A 20,793-nucleotide genomic window follows, 5' to 3' on the forward strand; every position below is an offset into this window, starting at 1 on the left:
AGTGTTTTTACAAATATGAGATGTTCCCCTACTTGACCCACGATCCGCCCAATGGTTACTTCAATGGACAGTGTGAGCTAAAGAACGCCTTTGAGGGTTACTGGTGCTACTGTTAGAACTATTGTTAGCATTATCTATCGCAAGTCGAACCGTCAACATTGCGTAACTCAGCCAAGGATTTGCTATCTCTATAATATAACCTTCTGTGATGTTGCTTATAATAATAGACACTAGAAAACAAATAGGCATTCCCGCTTCTTCCAGGGTGCTACGACTCAAATACCGAACTGCGTAAGCTAAATTGAGTACCAAGGAAGTCATCATTAAAATTAATCCCGGCCAACCGAAGGCTAACAAGATCCCGATGGCGCCATTGTGAGGATTTTTCGGTTGAAATCCATTTGGAGTATAAATAAAATAAGCAGGAGTACCCGCTCCTAACTTATCTTGTTGAAAAAATCCATCGTATCCGTAGCCAAACCAGGGACGCTGATTGACCGCAGCGATTAACTGTGGCCAGAATTCTGTCCGCCCAGTTAGAGTCAAGTCCTTGCCTAACCCACCTACAATAATATCCTCTAGGTTGTCTACTACAAAAACAGTCATAATTATGCTGACCACCAGGAAACATATAATCGCAGTAAATGCCCACTGAAAACTTAATTTTTTTAGAAAATTTAGTGACGACACTGCCATTATTAATATGATAGTAATCACTAGAGCCGAGCCCGATTTATTAGCCCTTACTAGGTAAAAGGAAAAGAACATCATTCCCAAAGAAATCCAGCGCTCTTTCTGAGTTTTAGCTCCTTGAAAATAATGCAAATACCAAAATGCCGTACAGAGAGCTAAGACTCCCCCCAAAGAATTTTTAGATTGGGTTAAGCCGACAAAATCGCCTGCTCCAGGGGGTTCTATTACAAAACTTGCCAAACCTATTGCCGTGTATCCCCACCGCCAGAAACGAGATAAATCCTCCCATTTATATTGGGCTGCAATGTAAAACCCGAAAGCAGTAAATCCTGAAAAAGCTAGGCCTGCTCTTAGCGTTGCTTCAGGAACTAGAGACCATAATGTAGACAGTAATGGAAGTAATATATAAAGTAAGAAAAAAGGATTCATTGTCAATACTTTGGCAAAAATTTCTATAAAATTGCTACTAAATTTTTTAATTCTTGAAATTAAAATAAATACTACCCAGGGGTAAAAAAAATAAGGTATGAGTTTTAATATGCCACCTTCTGGATCTTTCAAGTTGACAAAATGCAAGTAATTAAAAGGAGGTTGTATCAGAAAGGGAGAGATAAAAATATAAAGACCAGCAAAGCTTTTTTCTAAAGCCAAACCTATTTTTTTATAGCTAGCAAATTGAAATAATAGTATAGTGGCTACCGCGACTATAGCAAGTAGCATCCATGTCAATGAAGAACTACCTAAAATCAGCTCTTTCAGCATATTTGGTAGAGACACTGGTTCAGTCATAATTGCTTTCCTTTATCCGAAAAAAGACCAAATTATCTAGATATAAAATATAGCCGTCAACCCGGAACCACGCTAACACAGAAATTAGGCATAAAGCACAAATACAGCATCGTTTTTTCGGCGATCGCTTAAAATAATGAGCTTTTTGCCCAGCACTAAAAAGGCTACACTTATATAAATCATAGTCAATAAAATTAGGTGGTGTATGGTTAACACCCATTTTCCAAGACAGATAGCCCGGTCGGTTGTGGGTGTTGTCTTGTTTGCTTCCAGTGTCCTCGCTGACGCCAGAAGCACCCCGGCACAACTGCCCATCCCGCTAGGCACAGAGCAAGCCCAGAATGTTGCGCCCGTTACGAGATCGCCGGAAAGCTATAAACTCGGCGGCGGCGATCGCATCCAAGTAGAAATACTCGAAGTACCCGAACTCAGCCGCGGCTACGAAGTTCTTTCCGACGGTTCAGTTAACCTGCCCCTGATCGGCTTGGTCTCCATCCGCGGCCGCACCTTAGTAGAAGCCACCAACATCATCCGGAACGCCTACCGCCGCGTCCTCAAAGACCCCATAGTCACAGTCAGCCTCGTCGCCGCCCGCCCCCTCAACGTCGGCGTCATCGGAGAAGTTACCAGGCCCGGAAACTTCACCATCACCCTAACTCCTGGCCCGGGAGCCTCGCCGAGTGTCCAGTACCCCACCGTCACCCAAGCGATCAGACTAGCAGAAGGCGTCACGGGTGTCGCCGACATCCGCAACATCCGCGTCCGCCGTCCCCAACGAGACGGCCCGGATCAAGTCCTCAACGTCAACCTGTGGAAATTCTTGCAAGAAGGAGACATCTCTCAAGACATCATTTTGCAAGACAGAGACACAATCGTGATCCCCACAGTCGCCAACTTCAACCAAGCAGAAGCTCGTCAATTTGCGACGGCCAACTTTTCGCCACCCCCAGAAAAACCTCGATCGATCTCCATCGTGGGTCAAGTCACCCGCCCTGGGGCTTACGTCGTGATCGGTGGCAACACCACAAACGACCTCAGCCGCGAAGGTTTCCCCACCGTCATCCGGGCGATTCAGCTAGCCGGCGGCATCACCTCCGATGCCGACATCCGGCAAATCCAAGTGCGGCGTGTCACCAGAAGCGGCGAACAAATTATCCCAGTCAACCTGTGGCAGTTCCTAGAGTCCGGCGACGGTGCCCAAGATACAATCCTCCAGCAGGGAGACACGATCATCGTGCCCAAAGCTACGATCGTCAACCCTGCAGAAGCTGGCGTACTGGCGACCACTAACTTTGCCCCTGTCGGCATTAACGTTTATGTAGTAGGAGAACTCAGAACATCCCTCGATCCCGTGAGGCTCCCAGCTAATGCCACCCTGAATCAAGCTTTAATTTCCAGAGGATTTTTTGGCTACGAGAATACCAGAGCTAGAAGGGATAAAGTTGAGCTAGTCCGCCTCAATAACGATGGTACAGCTACTAAACGGACGATCGAAGTCAATTTGACTCAAGGAATTAACGAAGAAACCAATCCTCAACTTCGCAACAACGACATGATTATCGTATCTCGCAGGGGTCTCGTCAATTTTGTCGATCGCATGAACGCTGTAATCGGACCTGTCGGGCCAGCTACGGGAGTGTTAAATTTTATAAACGTTCTCCGATTTTTATTCAGGTAAGAAGGCGGCGGGTGAGGTGGATAATTTCTGGCAAAGGCTAGAATAAACGAAACAATAAGATTACCCAGCCGAGACCTGGCCGCTTCAAAAATATCAACCTCAAAAATATCAACCTCAAAAATACCCAGGCTGAATATGGATAGCAGACAAGATTATCAACCCTTCAAACCCAAATCGAATGGCAAACTGCCGGAGTTATCAGCTCAGAACTACAGATCTCACTTCGTAGAGGAGAGAGAAGAAGAAAAGCTAGACTTGTCCTGGTTGTTAGGGGTCGTGCGCCGTCGCTTCTTGGTCATGGCAGCAGCCACCATTGCTTTGAGCGCCCTGGCAGGAACAGCGATCGTCCTCACGTCTAAACAGATTACGATCGAGTATGAAGGCTCCTTTTCCCTGTTAGTAGAACCAGCCACGGCTGAAGGTTTGCAATCCAAACAATTAAACAATACCCAATCTGCCGACTTAGCAAGAATTAATATAGAAGGAATTAGCCTACTAGACTACGAAACCCAAATTAGGATTTTGCGAAGTCCCAAAATGATGCAGCCAGTGATTGAGGAATTGCGGGCTTCGTATCCCCAAATGAACTATAGCGAACTGATCTCAAAAATGTCGATCCAGCGCATCAGCTACACGAAAGATGGCAAACAGCAAGGCACAAAAATTTTACAAGTTCGCTACAAAGATTCAGACCAAAAAAAGATTTACCGCGTATTGGAGAAAATTTCTAAAGCTTATCTAGATTACAGCTTGCAGCAACGGCTGATGGGCATTAATCAAGGTATTAAGTTTATAGATACGGAGATGCCCAAGCTCCGAGAAAGAGTGGAAGTTCTGCAACTGCAAGTCCAAAGACTGCGGCAGCAGAGCAACTTGTTTGAACCTCAGATGGAGGGAAAATCTCTCTCTGAACAAGTTCAAAGCATTCGAGGTAAGCAAGTAGAAATTAGAGTTCAGCTAAAAGGGATGCGAAACCTCTATCAAAGCTATGAAAAACTACTCAACGAAAATAATCCCCAGGGGCTGCTGATGACCCAAGGACAAGCTTACGCCGGACTCTTAGGTCAAATTCAGAGAATTGACTCGGAATTGTCATTAAAATTAGCTCAGTATAGAGAAGACAGTTTGCCAGTTTTAGCGTTGCGAAAAAGTCGGGAAGAACTGATTTTAACCGCCACTCAACAAGCAAGAAAAGTGGTGATGGGAAATTTAGAGACCCAAATCAAAGAAGTTGAAGCGCGCGATCGCGAAATGACCGCTTTGCAAAATGCTCTCAACCAAAAAATTAGAAATTTTTCAGTCACAACCCGACAATACGACAATTTACAGCGGGAACTGCAAGTAGTTACTAAAAGTTTTTCGGACTTCTTGGCAAAACGAGAAGCGTTGCGGATCGATGCAGCTCAGCAGCAAATCCCCTGGGTGCTGATAAATCCTCCGCAAATTCCGCTAGACAAATTCGGCCAGCCTATAACAGCTACCGTCAAACAAACCAGAAAACAGTTAGCGCTGGCAGTAATTTTAAGCACTCTCCTGGGCATAGCAGTCGGCTTGCTGGTAGAGGTACTAAATACTGTGTTCCACACTCCAGAATCACTGAGAATCGCCACAAGATTGCCAATACTCGGGGTGATTCCGTTTACCAAAAAAGTCAAGCGCAGACCGCCAGCCAGACAGAGGAAACTAACATCGGCTCGATCGAACTCGAAAGTGGAAGTAGTCGAACCGGGCGAAGCTAGACATACTGGTCCGATGAGCGGGGGACCAAGTATTTTGAGCGACTTGGACTATCAATTTTTAGAAGCATTTCGATCGTTATACACGAACATTCACTTGCTGAGTGCAGGCAGGGCAATTCGATCGCTCTTAGTTGGTTCAGCCGTAGCCGGAGACGGCAAATCTACAGTAGCTTTGCACCTTGCAGCCACAGCAGCAGCAGTCGGACAGCGAGTATTGTTAGTAGATGCAGATTTGCGCTGCCCGCAACTGCACGCTAAATTAGGACTGTCAAACGTGCGTGGCCTAGGCGATGCCATCTCCACAGATCTCAGCCTCAATGACGCGATTCAACGAGCCCCGAACCAAGAAAATTTGTTTGTACTCACTGCAGGCCAAATTCCCCCCGATCCGATCAAGCTTCTTTCTTCCAAAAAAATGCAGTATCTGATGGAGCAATTTCAAGCATTTTTTGACTTAGTAATTTATGACACCCCGCCACTAGCAGGCTTAGCAGACACCCACTTGATCGCAGCTCACACAGACGCTACGATTATGGTCGTCCAAATTGGGCAAACCGACCGATCGCAAGTTCGCAAAGTTTTAGAAGAATTAAAAATTTCTGGAGCTTCCGTTTTGGGAATCGTTGCTAATGGCTGCAAAAACACCGGTCACAGCTACCGCCAGCGCCCGGTCGTTTTAGAGACGGTCTACGACCAAAAACTATCCGCTTTTGGTACGAAAAATCCTAATTAGACAAATGTTGATGCAGGTGGCCGAGCACCGCCGTCCTCAACGGGAAACGCACAACCAAGCTATACCCTGATTTTTTGATAATAGTACCATTTGAGAAAGAAAATGATAGACTAACGGACATAGCCTCGTGTGTCAACCGAGATTGCGCGGATCTTTAAATTTGGCGGTAATTACTCAGAAAATGATTGAGAAATCAGCAAAAGTGGGTAAACTACATTTAGCAGAGCGCAATCTCAATCAGGAAAAGACACCTTTGAAGGTGAACGTTAGTGTAAACGTTAATGAGAACGTTTCAACCCAGAAACTTGGTAGGGATTATTCTATGAGTACAGTTATGGTTGTTGATGATAGCGTCACTCTGCGGGAGATGATCGCCGACTTGCTCAAAGGTAGAGGACTCAACGTCACGGTAGCGAGTGATGGCGTAGAAGCTCTAGAGCAAATCAAGGCTAACCGCCCAGATTTAGTCGTTCTGGATATCGTGATGCCCCGGATGAACGGCTACGAAGTCTGTCGTCGGCTCAAAAGCGACCCTAAAACCCAAAATTTGCCGGTGGTAATGTGTTCGAGCAAAAGCGAAGAGTTTGATCGCTATTGGGGAATGAAACAAGGAGCAGACGCTTACATCGCCAAGCCATTTCACCCTCAAGAATTGGTCGGCACCATTAAGCAACTGCTGCGAGGTTGAGGTGGAGGAATAGGGACAGGAAAAAAATTGTCTTCAGCGCTGATTATTTCTGCTCCCGCAGCCTCTCTAAACTACTCGATTGACAATAGTCCAAACATCCCCGTCCGATCGCACGTATGGAACAGAAATACTTTTAAAACCAGTAATAAAAGGCTTGTAATAAACCTGCCAGTAGCTGGGACTAATTTGGTCGGCGATAGCTTTGAGTCCCTTCACTTCCGCCGCCAGTTCCGCCGCCAGTTCATTAATCCGTTCCGCGTGTCCCTGAGCAAGCACTCTTCCTTCTTCAACTTGCTCCTCCATCGGAGTGATTCTTTGCAACTTTACCGACTGCTGCTGTTTCTGACTCAGTTGAGCAGACAGAGCCGCGATCGCGTCATCTATCCCCTTGACTTCTGCCGACACTTGTGCTGTTTCCCTCGCGTGACGCCGATAAGCATCGGCGATCGCTTGGGGCGAATCACCGGCTGGGACAACATCGGCAATACTAAGCTGCTGGCGTTCCAGGCGCAATTCCTCTATTTGAGAGTAAATTGCCTCTATATCTGTCTGAAGTTTGTCCACCTAATTACCGCGTGGTTGTTGGATATTTTAGCATATTAACACAAACCCATTACCTAATCGGCATAGAAATTGCATATTTTAGGCGAGCTAGAAGCAAAGCCCCACAAGCAGAAGTTGAATAGTTTGAAAAATACAAATTTTTATATTTCTCAGTTGAGCGATTTCTGTCCATATCAAGTCCGGTTAATCAAGTCGTGTCCGGTAAAATTAGCATTATAGATTAATAGTGAGGAAGGCAAGTACGATCGAGTTTTACGAGGATTAAAGTCGTCACTACAAACACAATTCCTAATTCCCATTACAATTATCTATTATTAATTATTAATTGAAATTTTTAACTCTTTTGGCGTAAGTCCCGCGCTGTAACTGTAATCAGTTCAGCGTCGGGATATAAGCAAAGCAAGATCTAAGAAATAATCGAAAACTTCTCGATCTTGTCCTCTTATCGTGTAATATATAATTGGTTGCGACCCACCCACTCGACTGTAATAACAAAACGGTCATAGTAGCAGTAATATGCTTACCGGGAAACTGCGAGAGAAAGGGGGAAAGAACAGACCGCTGGTTGGTAAGGTAATGCCCTGCTGTAAAAGATAAACCATGTTTGTTGTACGAAAGTAGTTTTGTGCCTTGGGAAACAGGGCTTCTGCGTGGGTTCTTCTATGGAGAAGATAAAGGGTATAAAAACCCAGAGATGCTGTGTCATATGAGGCCCTAACGATTGCTCATGATGACGATCGCTTCGTACCAGTAGTTTCAGGAGTTTTTATTAGGGGTAATCGACGGGACATGATATCAGACTCGGATCGTCTTAGGTGACGAATACCCAGTAATGGGATACCCAACAAAGCAACGGCAGATGAGATACGAAGCCTACACGCTCACCGCAAGGTTAGTGCTAGGTATTATTTCACGTTGTTAGCCCTTGCTGCCTCAACTGGACTATAGTCTCTACCAAGACATCGGGTTGCACAGGTTTAGACAGATGTCGGTCAAAACCCGCAGCAAAAGCACGATCGCGGTCTTCATCCCTAGCATAAGCCGTCAGAGCGATCGCCCAAAATTTCCCTGTCTGAGTGTTCAAAGAACGCAGCCTTCGTAGCAGCGAATAGCCGTCTTCCTCCGGCATTCCGATATCGCTGACCAAAACATCCGGCCCAAAGTGCGAAGCCACATCAAACGCCTCAGCAGCAGACGATGCAGCCCTGACAGCGGCCCCGGAATCTGCCAAGACAAACCTTATAAATTCCCGCGAATCAACCTCGTCATCAACCAGCAAAATCTTAACTCCCAGTAAATTACCAGCGCCACCCCAAACCTCCGCTTCCTCGTCTGGGATCGAATTTACCTGCAGCGAAGGGAGACGGAAAGTAAAAGTCGATCCCATATCCAGTCCGGGGCTCTGGGCCCAAACCGTGCCGCCGTGGAGTTCCACCAACTGCCGGACGATCGCCAGACCCAGCCCCAAACCGCTATAATTGCGAGTAATCGTAGCATCCGCTTGGCGGAAAGAGTCAAACACGTAAGGCAAAAAATTCGGTGCAACCCCAATTCCCGTGTCGGTAACAGCCAGCTCAACCTCCGAATCAACTCGCTGTAGCCGGATTTCAACTCGCCCCCCGCGCGGCGTAAACTTAATCGCATTCGTCAGCAAATTCCAAATTACTTGCTGCAAGCGGCCAGGGTCTCCTGATACCCAAAATCTCGGATTTAACTGATATTCAGGATTGCCAGAAACCTTCCCAAGTTCGGAAAATTCCGCATTCTCTAAGCCCACATCTCCAATTGCAAACCGCAAATCGATCGACTTAGCATCGGCAGCCAACCGCACCGTATTCACCGCTCCTTCCACCATTGAAATCAAATTTACCGCACAAGGATTCAACGTCAACTTGCCACGAATAATGCGCGAAATATCCAACAAATCATCAATCAATTGAGTTTGCAATTTAGCATTTCGCTCGATCGTTTCTAAAGCCCGCCCCGTAGCAGCCGGATTGAAATTGCGTTGCTGCAGCAGTTGCGCCCAGCCCAAAATCGCGTTTAAGGGCGATCGCAACTCATGAGAAAGAGTTGCCAAAAACTCATCTTTCATGCGATTTGCTTGCTGAGATTCCTCGTAAAGTCGGGCATTGTCGATCGCCCCCGACACCGCCTGAGCCAACTGCATTAAAATAGTTTCATCATCTTCGGCAAACTCCCCCTCATACTTGTCCGACAACTGAATCAATCCCAGATTTCTGCCGTCCCGAGTCGTCAGCGGTACAGCCAGCCAGCCCCGCATCGGCGGGTGCTTCCCCGCAGCCTTGCCGAACCCCCGCCAGGCCGGGTCAGCCTCTAACTCGCTTTGAGTCATTCGCATCGCCTGTTGGTGCTGGCACACTTTTTGGTAAATGCCCGTACCGTCTGGCTCTTCGCAGTAATCTTGCCACGCGGCGTATTTTTCTGACATGGAAAACTTGCTAATTCCCGCATCCCAGTTTGCGCCAGGGTTGAGGTTGACCGCTACCTGGTGGACTTCCAGAATTTGGCGGGCGCTATCGCCAGCTAACTGAAGTATTTCTGCCACCGACAGCGTGGAGTTGATAGCTACGGACGCGGAGGTTAACTTTTGCAGGCGGCGCAAATACGACTGCTCGCGGGCCAACGCGCGCGAGCGGTCGTATTCTAACTGTTTGCGATCCGTAATGTCGATCGCCACGCCGGACAGCCGAAGGGGTGTACCGGATGCGTCAAAAACCACTCGCCCTTTGTCGTGAAGCCAAATCACTGAGCCGTCGGGTCGCACTTTGCGGTATTCCGACTCGTAAACTCCCGTGCCCCTGAATGCGGCATCCACATCTGCCAAAAACCTTTCCCGGTCTTCTGGATGCACCGCATTCTTTTTTTGCTCAAAAGTACCAAAGGTGCTGTCTTGCCCCAAACCCATCTGTGTTTCGGCATTGGACGAACGGCGGACTTCCCCCGATGCCACATCCCAGGTAAAAGCGATTGTGTTAGCTGCTTCTAGAGCAAAGCGCAAATTTTCCTCGCTTTCTTGCACCCTCGCTTCCGATAATTTACGATCGGTAATATCCCAAACCACGCCGATCGATCGCACCGATTTACCTGTATCATCATCAAAAAACTTGCCCCTACCCGAGATCCAGTGCAAGCTGCCGTCTGGCCAAAAAACTCTAAATTCGTACTTGTATTCTGTTTTGTTTTCTAAAGCAAAGGCAAGAGCGTCGGCGATCGAGGCTTGATCATCCACGTGAATGCAGGCAAAAAACGCTTCGTAAGTTCCCGGAAAACTGCCTTTTTCCAACCCGAATAACAGTTCGTGTCCCTCCGACCAAACGACCTCGCCAGTTAATACATTCCAATCCCAAGTTCCCATTTTCGAGGCTTCGATCGCCAATCTCAGCCTTTCCTCCGAAATTGCCAACTGCGCCGACGTTCTCGCGTAGTTCTCGCGCAAGTGCTGTTTTTTCAAGCTTTCGCCCACAGCCCCCGCCAGCCGCTTTAAGTGCCGCCCTTTGAACACGTAATCGCTTAAGCCGGCTTTCATTGCTTCGACTGCCACTTGTTCGCTGCCGCTGTCAGTACACATAATTACCGGACAATTCGGGTAGCGACTGTGAACTTTTTGGAAAATAGTTAATCCGTCGCTCCAGTGCAGTTGGTAGTCGGTAATTACTATATCAAAACCCCCGACTGCCAGGATTTGTTCGAGAGTTTGGATATCAATAACCGATTTAATTTCTAAATCGGAAAAACTTTTCCTCAGTTCTCGATCGATCATCAGGCGATCGTTCGGGTTGTCGTCGATTAACAGAATAGACAGCATTAGCCTTTTAGTTTTTGTATGGGCGCAAACATTCTTAAATCTAATAATATGTTATTAAGCAATCTCGACAATTTGAATATGTACTTGGTGAGTTAATTAGAGTTGCCGGTAAATTTATTGTATTTGCTTGTATTTTATTATATTTTACAGCTTGTAATATCCTCAACCAGCTTTTTAGGGGCGTGTCCACAAGCAAATTAATTAAGTAAGTTGTTGTAAAACAGATCGGAAAGCCTGCTCAGCCGGTAACGGTGCAAGAGATTACTTAACTATCATTATACTAATTGTTTATTCTGTCTTCGGGTGTGAACCAGCGGGTTGATTGATTTTTTGAGCTACAGCAGAATATTGCTGTTAAAAGCCTCTTGCGTAGAACCTCATCTTTTTTTAAATCCCGATTCACTGCGCGTTGCCGAACTTGCTTCCTCAACTCTCGCACTTTCGTAATTTTACCCAGAAGCGGGTACCGATTCCCAAAGTCGATTTCACCCCGATCGCACCCCCCATCCGCTCGACTCCTTTGCGAGCGATCGCCAGCCCAATTCCCGTCCCCGGATACACTTCTTGACCGTGCAGGCGATCGAACAACCCAAAAATTCTGTCTTGAAATTTTTCTGCAATACCAATGCCGTTGTCTTCTACCCAAAGATAGATATATTCCTCCTCAGCTTCTGCATAAACTCGCACCTGTGGCTCTATCCCCGGCTGCACGAACTTAATAGCATTGGAGAGCAAGTTAGCCAAGACTTGCAGCAGCGTACCAGGATGGGCCAACACCGTAGGTAGCGGTTCAACAACCGTTATCCGAGCTTGTTTTTGGGCAATTTCAGCCTCTAGTTGCGCCATCGAGCCAGCCACAATTAAATTCAGAGAGACTGCTTTTAGCGGCAAGTTAGCTTTGCTGAGGCGGCTGTACTCTAGCAAATTTTCGATTAAAGTATTCATCAGACTTGCAGCGTCATTAATCCGATACAAGTAATCCTGGGCGGTAGCATCCAACTCGCTGCTTCTATCTTGGAGCAACGTTTCAGCAAAAAACGAAATTCCCCGCAGAGGAGCGCGCAAGTCGTGAGAAACTGAATAGGTAAACGATTCGAGCTGTGCGTTAACTTCTTCTAACTCAGCAGTACGCTCTCTCACACGCTCTTCCAAAGTTTCATTAAATTCGCGCAAAGCAAGTTCAGCCTGCTTGAGATCGGTAATATCTTCTACCAATCCCTCAATGGTACTTTCACCTTCTGCGCTGTAGAGATATTGAGTAAACCGAATCCATTTTACTCGACCGTCTGCCAAAGGAAATGTAATTTCCAGATTTTGACACCGAGACTCCCGTGAATCTAGGGGTTGCAAAAACAATTGCTGCAGATAAATCCCTTGGACATCTGCTAAATTGCTGGCATCAAACAAGCGCAAAAAAGCTTGATTGCTTTCCAAAAGCTTCCCCTCGGAAGTCGCTCGAAAAACTCCGACATTTAAGCGTTCTAGCAGAGAATTAAGTTGATTTTCTAGTCGGGCGACTCGTTTCCAGGCGGCAACTCTATCGAGTACGCCGCGAACCGCCACGCAAAGGCGGACGTAGTGCTTCGGCGACTTGATAATGTAGTCATCCACTCCGGATTTCATCGCCTCTACAGCAATTTCTTCGTTGCCAGTATTCGTAAACATTACAATCGGGCATCCTGGATAACTGGCTTTGATAGTTTTAAGCACATCTATACCGTTCGTCCAGCGTAGTTGGTAGTCGGTAATTACCAGATGGAATCCGCCTCGATTCAGTGCTTCCGCAAATAATCTATCGTCGGGAATTTCCGTTATTTGCAATTTGGAGAATTGCCGCTCTAACTCGCGTTTGACAAGCAGCCGATCCGTTGGGTTGTCGTCAATTACTAGAATGTGTACCACTTTAACAATTGATAATTTGGCTGTTAACTAGAGGGCCGCTCAATCACTCATCATAAAAATTTTGGAGGTTGCCCCTTTAAGATAGAGGAGGGGCTTCCTCACTCGAAACTTAATTTCCTCGTTACCAGAAAGAGCGTGTTAACCACGAAATAAGCAATCAAAACTGGGAAACCACTAATACAAACCAGAAATCTCTCTAGGTTCCGGCAGTTCAGTATAGTTGAGCCAATACTCCCTAAAACTCTGCATCATTTCTAATAAAGAAGCAAACCCGACTGGTTTAACTAAATAAGAATTCACCCCTAAATCGTAAGCTCGCTTGACATCAGGTGTTTGCCTAGAAGAAGTAAGCATAACCACCGGCAAGCGTTTTAGTTCCGGCTGCTGCCTCAGCCAAATTAGAACCTCGTGACCGGAGCGCCTGGGCAATTTCAAATCCAGTAAAATTATCGCAGGTAAAGGATAGCGATCGCGATCGCTGTATTCTCCGTCCCCATTTAAATAAAAAACCGCTGCATCTCCATCTCGGACAATTTGCAGCGAAGTATTAGCAAAAGTCTCATTGCGAAATGCCCGCTGCATCAATAGAATATCAACGGGGTTATCTTCCACCAGCAAAATCGTCTGCATTTGGGTCATGCTTCCTCAGTTGTATCCAAAATCGACTGCCTTGTCCTACTTGAGATTCCACTCCAACTTGACCGCCCATGCGATCAACTCCTTTTTTTACAATAGCTAATCCTATACCAGTTCCCGGGTAAGATTCGATACCGTGCAGCCGTTCAAAAACCCGAAAAATGCGTTTTTGATGTTCCGGAGCAATACCGATGCCGTTGTCTTCTACCCACAGACGGATTATGCGGACTGGCAATAGAGGGGTGGCCGTCAGTAACTGGGAATGCTCCCACTGTCCCACTGTCCCCCTTGTCAATTCTCCCATTGTATTGCTCTCTGTCTCTCCCTCTTGAGGCTGCTCAATTTCTTGAGCCCAGATATGCACTTGGGGTGGTGTGCCTTCCACAAATTTTATAGCATTTGTGAGCAGATTGGCGATTACTTGAACTAAAGTAATGCGGTGGGCAATTACCGCAGGCAAGGGCGATCGAACACTGATTTGAGCCTGCCTGGATTTAGCGTCAGCTTTTACCATAGCAATTGCCTCGGCTACAACTGATTCTAAGTCTAAAACTTGCAGCGATAAATCAGTGCGGCTCAGGCGGCTGTAAGCTAGCAAATCTTGGATTAATTCTTCTAGTTGTTGGCCAGAATTAACAATTTGCTGGGCGTATTCTTGACCAAGTTCGTCGAGGATGTCACGGTAATCTTCTAATAAAGCTTCAGCCAATCCCTGCATTCCCCGCAGGGGAGCACGCAAATCGTGGGCTACGGTATAGGTGAAAGCTTCTAATTCTTCGTTAGCTGCTTGAAGTTGAGTGGTGCGAAGTTCCACTCGCCGTTCTAAGGTAGCGTTGAGCATCCGAATTTCCGCTTCTGCTTGCTTGCGTGCAGTCATGTCAAGGGCGGTACTAATTACTAGACTTCTGCCGTCGGAAAGCTGGCCTAAAGGTGCGGAATAAAACTCCCAAATTCGAGTTTCGCCGCTGGCTGTGGAAATCATATATTCGCCTTCAGAAATGCGGGCGTTTAAGCGGTGGAGCCGATCGATATCTGCTTGCACTAGCGATTTGCGGTTGTGGTAAGCTTTTTCTGTCCAATCTTCAATTGTGGGAATTTCTGAGTATTCGTAGCCTGAGAGTTCAGTCCAAGCGCAGTTAATTTGCAAAACTTGTCCGTTTTCAGCGTGCAGCATAATTGGCAGCGGTGCGTTGAGAATGGCGAGGCGGAAACGTTCTTCGGTTAATTGTAGGGAGTGGCGATCGTGTTCTAACTGTTCTAACAGTTGATTTTGCTTGATTTCGGCATTGTCGCGCAAAGTTTGATCGCGTTTCACCAAATAGTAAACCACCACCATCAACAGGAAATTTACTAAAGCAGCAACGGTAAAAGTCAGGATTGTCCAATTAGCGCTTTTTTTAGATTCTCGGGCGCGCTGCTGCAATAGCTGAGTTTCTTCGGCAGTCATGGCGGCTATCTGCTGCCGAATGCCGCCCATGATTTGCTTTCCCCTACCGCTTTTTACTTCCGGCAGGGCTGCTGCTAAGTTTTTTTGGCGTCGCAGATTGATGGTTCCTTCAAGTTCGGCTAATTTAGAGTTGATCGCAATTTTCAAGTCGCGAATGCGCTGTTGCTGCCGCTTATTGTCAGCCGTTAGCTGCTGCAATCCGACTACTTGCTCGTTGATGCGGGCGATCGCGCTGTGATAGGGTTCTAAATACCGTTCTTCTCCCGTCAGCAAATAACCGCGCTGTCCGGTTTCAGCATCTTTTAAGGTGGAAAGCGTGGCTTCGAGTTCGGTTAAAACTTGGTGAGTGTGGCCCACCCAGCGTTCGTTTTCGACTAACTTGAGAGTATTGCGGTAGGAAGTTGCCGCATTTAAAATTAGCAGCGCCACGGCCATTCCGATACCTGCGGTGATTTGGCGAGTCAGCGATTGTTTCATGAAATACTCGGCACCCGAGTCCTGCTTTTTCTTTTATTTTAGCTGGATTAAGAATACCTGAATTTTTGGCGCGGTCAGAGACGGCGACTAAAGACTATAAATTTAAGGCTCAAATGTGCGAGCGATCTTATGTCTAGTTTAGCCTCGCTCCTCCTCGCATCCCTCTTAAGTCGGAGATGCCATAAATCGCTCTCTTGCGTTTCGTGGTTCAGGCAGACACCAGACAATCTAGGATAGCCAGCAAAGCTTAATTCGCCTTTTTTTGTATCGAGTTTTGTATCGTTCGTGTTCCTGGGGCAGTTTCAAATTGTGGCGTAAAGAAAAGAGTTTTTACCTATTGACCCCAGTTGATTTTTGGGTTATATTTTAGATAATAGGAGTGGTCAAACAAAATTTAATTTTGGCACTATTCCCATTATTAAATAATACATTATCGCTATAACCAAGTCAAGCTTTTTACCCAAAAAAAAGGCGAATTTTTAATATTTTATTTAAAAAATAATCCTCGTGGAGAGGCAGGGAGAAATTCACAGAGGCGAGGACGCGGGTGAATAGTATCAGAAATCAGAAATGGGAGCGATCAGGTAATTGGGGAGAATTAATGGGTTGAAATTAGTTTAACATCGGAATTATATCTTTTTGCGATCGATCGTCTCGATCGCACTCGCAAAAAGACACTCGCCCTGCACTGAGAAAATTATGATTCCGAGTGCAGTGCCGAAACAATATAATTACACGACAGCAGCCGCTTTCATCGCGAAAATGCGATCGATCGCATCTTCAACAACCTTATCAGGCGTAGAAGCACCCGAAGTCACGCCCACCACAATTTTACCATCCGGTAACCAACCTTCAGTTACGATCAAATCGGCCCCCAAAGGCTTGTGTTCGATGCGATTTCCCGGTAAAATCCGCTCCGCACAATCAATATGATAAGAAGGAACAGTTTTGTCGATCGCAATTTCCTGCAAATGCGTAGTATTAGAAGAATTAAAACCCCCAATCACCAGCATCAAATCCAACTTTTCCTCAACCAAACTCAACATAGCATCTTGGCGTTCCTGAGTCGCATCGCAGATAGTATTAAAACTCTGAAAATGGTCGTTCAAATTTTCAGGCCCAAACTTCCGCATCATCGTTTTTTCAAATAACTTGCCAATGTTCTCTGTCTCAGTTTTGAGCATAGTAGTTTGGTTAGCAATACCAACACTTTCCAAATCCACATCTGGGTCAAAACCAGCAGAATAAGCCTTGCTAAATTTAGCAAGAAACTCATCGCGGTCGCCCCCATGCAAGATATAATTGCTGACATATTCAGCTTCCTGAAAATTCAATACAATCAAATACTTATCCGCAAAAGAACTCGTAGCAACAGTTTCCTCATGCTTGTATTGACCGTGAATAATCGAAGTATAATTCCTCTTTTTGTGCTTTTCAACAGTATTCCAAACCTTAGAAACCCAAGGACAAGTAGTATCAACAATCTTGCAGCCCTTATCATTAAGCAACTGCATTTCTTGGACGCTTGCCCCAAAAGCTGGTAATATTACCACATCGCCGCTATCGACAACCGAAAAATCTTTCTGTCCCTTCTCAACAGAAATAAAACCAACTTCCATATCCCGCAAATGCTGATTTACAGACGGATTGTGAATAATCTCATTAGTAATCCAAATCCGTTCTGACGGAAAATGCTGGCGAGTCTCGTAAGCAATAGCTACAGCGCGTTCCACCCCCCAGCAAAAGCCAAAAGCCTCAGCCAGCCGGATCGTGACTGCGCCTCGTTCTAGCCTGTAATTATTGTCGCGAATTTGCTGGATCAGACTGCTTTGATAAGCCGTCTGCATCACGCCAGCTACCTCAGCTTCATGTCCGAAACCCTTGCGGTGGTAGTTTTCAGACTGTTGGAGCGATCGTTTAAAAGCTTTAGTATCCATGCGGTATCGAGTTGAAATCTAGGTTAATTACCTTTGATTTTAGAATGCTTGGGGTGCGATCGCGATTATGGGTTCAGTAGCGAAGAGGCGATATGCTATTTATACGATCGACACATGAGGGGGAAGAAGGAATGAACCGCGAAGACGCGTTCGGCGAAGCCGTTCCCGTAGGGTAGGACACGAAGGAAGAAGAAAGAGTAATGAGACAATTGGGCGAACAGCTAGAACACTTAGCCTATAGAGTGATGGGGGCGGCTATTGAGGTGCATCGGCTTTTGGGGCCAGGATTTTTAGAATCAGTGTATCAGGAATCCTTAGAAGTTGAATTTCGGATGCGGGAGATACCTTGTCAGCCTAAAAAGCCAGTAGCAATCACCTACAAAGGTCATCAAGTCGGCGAAGGTCAATTAGACTTTATGGTTGGCGATATCCTCATTGTCGAACTAAAAGCTGTCGAAAAGCTAGCTCCCATCCACGAAGCCCAAGTTATCTCTTATCTTAAAATGACCAAAAACAGCTTGGGCCTTCTCATCAACTTCAACGTTCCCATCCTCAAAGAAGGCATCAAACGGATCGTACTTTCATCTTAACCCTTCTTCCTCTTCCTTCTTCGCGCTCTTCGCGCCTTCGCGGTTCGTTAAAAAAAAACTTAAAAAAAGCCGAGAGACCCAGATAGCTGAGTCTCTACACGATCGAACTTATTCACAAAATCAGCTTCAAACCTTCTTCGGCGCAAAAGGAGAACTCGATTCAAACGAACTGAAACCGCCGGCAAAATCCTCACCGTAAGCTTCTTCCCCGTGCAGGCCGATATCCAAACCTTGGTCTTCAGCAGATGAGGGCACTCGCAGTTCCATAAACTGCCCCAAAATTTTCAGGATCACAAAAGTGCCGACAGCCGCAAACACGTAAGTAGCTAGAACGCCTACAAACTGGGTCACGATTAGCCCCGGATTCCCGGCAAACAGACCGTCATTTCCGGCAGCGTTAACCGCTTTAGTCGCAAATAAGCCAGTCAGAATAGCGCCCACAGTTCCGCCTACGCCGTGAACCGGGAAGGTATCCAAAGAGTCGTCAAATCCCAGCTTAGCCCGCCAACTAACAGCAAAGAAGCAGCAAACCGAAGTAATCGATCCGATCAAAAGCGCTCCCACTGGAAGCACGAATCCAGCCGCAGGTGTGATGCCCACCAATCCCGCTAGGAAACCGCTAGCAATTCCCACTGCTGTCGGTTTGCCTCTGAGCACCCATTCCACAATTGTCCAAGTTAAACCGCCGGCTGCTGTTGAAATCATCGTGGTGACAAAAGCCACTGTTGCTAAAGAACCAGATCCCAAAGCGCTACCGCCGTTGAAGCCAAACCAGCCAAACCACAGCATCCCAATTCCCAGCAAGACGTAGGGTACGTTGTGGGGGGTGTGGGGCTTGTTCAAGTGGTCTTTGCGGGGCCCGATCATCCAAGCTGCGATAACGGCTGATACGCCCGAACTGATATGTACGACTGTGCCGCCGGCAAAGTCGAGAGCTCCCATCGCCCCCAGCCAGCCTTTACCCCAAACCCAGTGGGCTAAAGGAGAGTAGATGAAGGTAGACCACAGCAGCACGAACCAGAAATAGGTTTTAAATGTTACCCGTTCGACGATCGCCCCTGAAATCAAGGCTGGAGTGATGATGGCGAACATCATCTGATAGACCATGAAGACTTGGTGGGGTATGGTCGGTGCGTAGCCGATCGGATCAGGTTTGTCGGCCGTGACGTTGTTCAAGAACATCCAGTCGAAGCCACCGATGAAGGTTTCGAGTCCTTGGGCAAACCCTTTATCATTGAGGTTGCCGGGGGTGACATCAAAAGCCAAACTGTAACCCCACAGCGTCCAGGTGACGCCGATCAGTCCCATCATGACTAAGCTCATCATCATGGTGTTGAGGACGTTGCGCGATCGCACCAGTCCCCCGTAGAAAAACGCCAACCCCGGTGTCATCAGTAATACCAGTGCTGAGGAGATTAACATCCAGGCCGTATCGCCGCTGTCGATCGGATTCGGCGCCACCGCAGTAGCGGCACCAGCATCTTGAGCTAAGGCATTGCCTGTCAGCGGTACGCTTAACAGCCACAGTGCAATGATGCCGATCGTTAAACTTTTTTTGATCACGTTAGTTGTACCTTTTCATACTCAGCAATTTTCCGGGAAGACCGAGCCGATTTTAGATGTGAGGATTTTAGATGCAATAGTTATTTGGTTTTAAGTCCCTGTTTTAGCGGAACAAATCTTCAATAGATAATTCCCCAATCCTCAACCCCCCGACTTCGTATAGCCGGACTCATCTAAATTCGTCAACTATCAATCTAATGGTCTATGCCTTTTGGATTGCACCATTTGTACCAACAGTTATTCTGTATCACCCTATACTAAATAGCTAACTATCATGTTTCTTAATCTATCAGTGGATACTTGACATAGCCAGTGATCGCAGAGTTATCGGAGAGGGGGAGTTGAGGAGAGGGCGGGAGTTTTGAGTTGGGGAGAGTCGGAGGAGGAGAGGGGGAGAGTTGGGGAGAATGTTACTTTATCCTTTATCTTTCTAACTAATGACTAATAACTAATAACTAATGACTCATGACTCATTTTTCAACTGCATCTGATCGAACAGTTGTAGGGCCGATCGCCAAACCAGATAACCTTGATCGTTAAGGTGCAAGCCGTCTGTGCTGAGTTCAGTTGGCAAATTGCCGTCAGCATCCGCAAACAGCGGGTACAAATCCAGATACAAAACATTTTCCGAACTAGCAATTTCTTTCAGCCGTCGATTTATTGCCCTAATCCGACTGTTAGGAATCGCCAACAGCCGATCGCGATTTTCCCAAGTAGCTTGTTCCCCGCTGTGGGGCAAAATCGACTGCACAACCACTTGTGCTTTGGGGTGAGCCCACCGCAAATCGCGAATAATCTGCCGCTGGTTGTCCAAAATCCCTTCGTCGGTGCTTCCCCGTAACAAATCGTTAATCCCAATCATCACAAACACAGTATCCGGGGCAGTTCTATCGAACAACTGCAACCGCTTCAGCAAACCCAGGGAAGTCTCCCCCGAAATCCCTTGATTCAGCCAAATTCGATCGACTGGTAACAGCTTAGTCGGGAACCACATACTTAGAGAATCCCCAGCCAAAACACTCAGTCTTGAGGGTCGATTCGCCGCCGCCGCCTCAGCTTCGCGACCCAACTGCGTCACCCACTGCTGGTAAGTCCATTTATGTCGCGGTCCTGGAACGGGCACGTCTAGCACTGCCTTTGCAGAGATCACCGGTTGGCCCATTTGTTCCTGGGCCGCTTCTGCCGTCACCGCATCATTCGCCTGGAAGCTTTCTGTCAAGTTGTGTCCCCGCAGCAGTAGTTGAGCGACTGTAAGTATCAGTACCCCGTTCGTCACCAAAGATAGCAAAGCCCAAACCGGAACAGCTTTCGATCGGCTAACTTCCATCCCTAAGAGGGATTTATGAGTTCTACTTCTGCTACCTCCTCCAAACTTCTCCATAAACTCAAGCTATTTGCAGGCCTCACACCGAATAATTTGCACTGATTGCTGCATCAAATTTTACCGCTCAATTAAAGCCTCAATTCTTGTAATAATCAAGCACTGTGCTGTGTTGGGCAAGGGCGGCGATGCAGAACTTTGCTTTTT

Annotated in this window: 13 protein-coding genes; 4 read left to right on the forward strand and 9 right to left on the reverse strand. The window is 46.8% G+C overall.

The features are described 5' to 3' along the window. Positions 1 to 60 precede the first annotated feature (60 nt). Positions 61 to 1,482: an O-antigen ligase family protein gene (locus QUA07_RS03735; RefSeq protein WP_333322761.1), complete on the reverse strand. Its 1,422-nt coding sequence runs from the start codon at positions 1,480 to 1,482 to the stop codon at positions 61 to 63. 205 nt (positions 1,483 to 1,687) lie between these two features. Here QUA07_RS03735 and QUA07_RS03740 point away from each other — a divergent pair, with 205 nt between their 5' ends. The 3 genes from QUA07_RS03740 (at position 1,688) to QUA07_RS03750 (ending at position 6,320) form a co-directional block, all read left to right on the forward strand. Next, positions 1,688 to 3,160, forward strand: a complete 1,473-nt coding sequence (locus QUA07_RS03740; protein ID WP_333086208.1) for a polysaccharide biosynthesis/export family protein — start codon at positions 1,688 to 1,690, stop codon at positions 3,158 to 3,160. 135 nt (positions 3,161 to 3,295) lie between these two features. After that, the gene (locus QUA07_RS03745; protein WP_333322762.1) at positions 3,296 to 5,632 is read left to right on the forward strand and encodes a polysaccharide biosynthesis tyrosine autokinase; all 2,337 of its coding nucleotides are present in this window, start codon (positions 3,296 to 3,298) and stop codon (positions 5,630 to 5,632) included. 322 nt (positions 5,633 to 5,954) lie between these two features. Beyond that, positions 5,955 to 6,320, forward strand: a complete 366-nt coding sequence (locus QUA07_RS03750; RefSeq protein ID WP_039886668.1) for a response regulator transcription factor — start codon at positions 5,955 to 5,957, stop codon at positions 6,318 to 6,320. Between the two features lie 66 nt (positions 6,321 to 6,386). Here QUA07_RS03750 and QUA07_RS03755 read toward each other — a convergent pair whose 3' ends face one another. From QUA07_RS03755 to QUA07_RS03780, 6 genes are all read right to left on the reverse strand, one after another. Then, positions 6,387 to 6,884 (reverse strand): hypothetical protein, encoded by a 498-nt coding sequence (locus tag QUA07_RS03755; protein ID WP_333216787.1) that lies wholly within the window; start codon positions 6,882 to 6,884, stop codon positions 6,387 to 6,389. Between the two features lie 910 nt (positions 6,885 to 7,794). After that, on the reverse strand, positions 7,795 to 10,713 hold the full coding sequence (locus QUA07_RS03760; RefSeq protein WP_333322763.1) for a response regulator: 2,919 nt from the start codon (positions 10,711 to 10,713) through the stop codon (positions 7,795 to 7,797). A gap of 426 nt (positions 10,714 to 11,139) precedes the next feature. Further along, positions 11,140 to 12,615 (reverse strand): ATP-binding protein, encoded by a 1,476-nt coding sequence (locus tag QUA07_RS03765; protein WP_333322764.1) that lies wholly within the window; start codon positions 12,613 to 12,615, stop codon positions 11,140 to 11,142. Between the two features lie 174 nt (positions 12,616 to 12,789). After that, a complete protein-coding gene (locus QUA07_RS03770; RefSeq protein ID WP_333322765.1) occupies positions 12,790 to 13,254 on the reverse strand; it encodes a response regulator in 465 nt (154 codons plus the stop codon). Then, positions 13,217 to 15,175, reverse strand: a complete 1,959-nt coding sequence (locus QUA07_RS03775) for a CHASE3 domain-containing protein (RefSeq protein ID WP_333322766.1) — start codon at positions 15,173 to 15,175, stop codon at positions 13,217 to 13,219. Before QUA07_RS03775 ends, QUA07_RS03770 begins: the two co-directional genes overlap by 38 nt. Before the next feature lie 731 nt (positions 15,176 to 15,906). Further along, entirely contained in the window at positions 15,907 to 17,112 is a 1,206-nt protein-coding gene (locus tag QUA07_RS03780) for a 4-hydroxy-3-methylbut-2-enyl diphosphate reductase (RefSeq protein ID WP_333322767.1), read from the reverse strand. A gap of 200 nt (positions 17,113 to 17,312) precedes the next feature. Here QUA07_RS03780 and QUA07_RS03785 point away from each other — a divergent pair, with 200 nt between their 5' ends. Then, entirely contained in the window at positions 17,313 to 17,702 is a 390-nt protein-coding gene (locus QUA07_RS03785) for a GxxExxY protein (RefSeq protein ID WP_333322768.1), read from the forward strand. A gap of 126 nt (positions 17,703 to 17,828) precedes the next feature. On the opposite strand, the gene QUA07_RS03790 is transcribed toward QUA07_RS03785, so the two are convergent. Both QUA07_RS03790 and QUA07_RS03795 read right to left on the reverse strand, forming a co-directional pair. Further along, positions 17,829 to 19,265 carry an ammonium transporter gene (locus QUA07_RS03790; RefSeq protein WP_333322769.1) on the reverse strand — a complete coding sequence of 479 codons (1,437 nt, stop codon included), beginning with the start codon at positions 19,263 to 19,265 and terminating at the stop codon, positions 17,829 to 17,831. 463 nt (positions 19,266 to 19,728) lie between these two features. Further along, complete coding sequence (locus QUA07_RS03795; protein ID WP_333210339.1) at positions 19,729 to 20,646, reverse strand: SGNH/GDSL hydrolase family protein; 918 nt, start codon at positions 20,644 to 20,646, stop codon at positions 19,729 to 19,731. Between the last annotated feature and the right edge of the window lie 147 nt (positions 20,647 to 20,793).

Origin of the sequence: Microcoleus sp. T3_A4 (assembly GCF_036700465.1) — a bacterium.
Lineage (GTDB): Bacteria > Cyanobacteriota > Cyanobacteriia > Cyanobacteriales > Microcoleaceae > Microcoleus.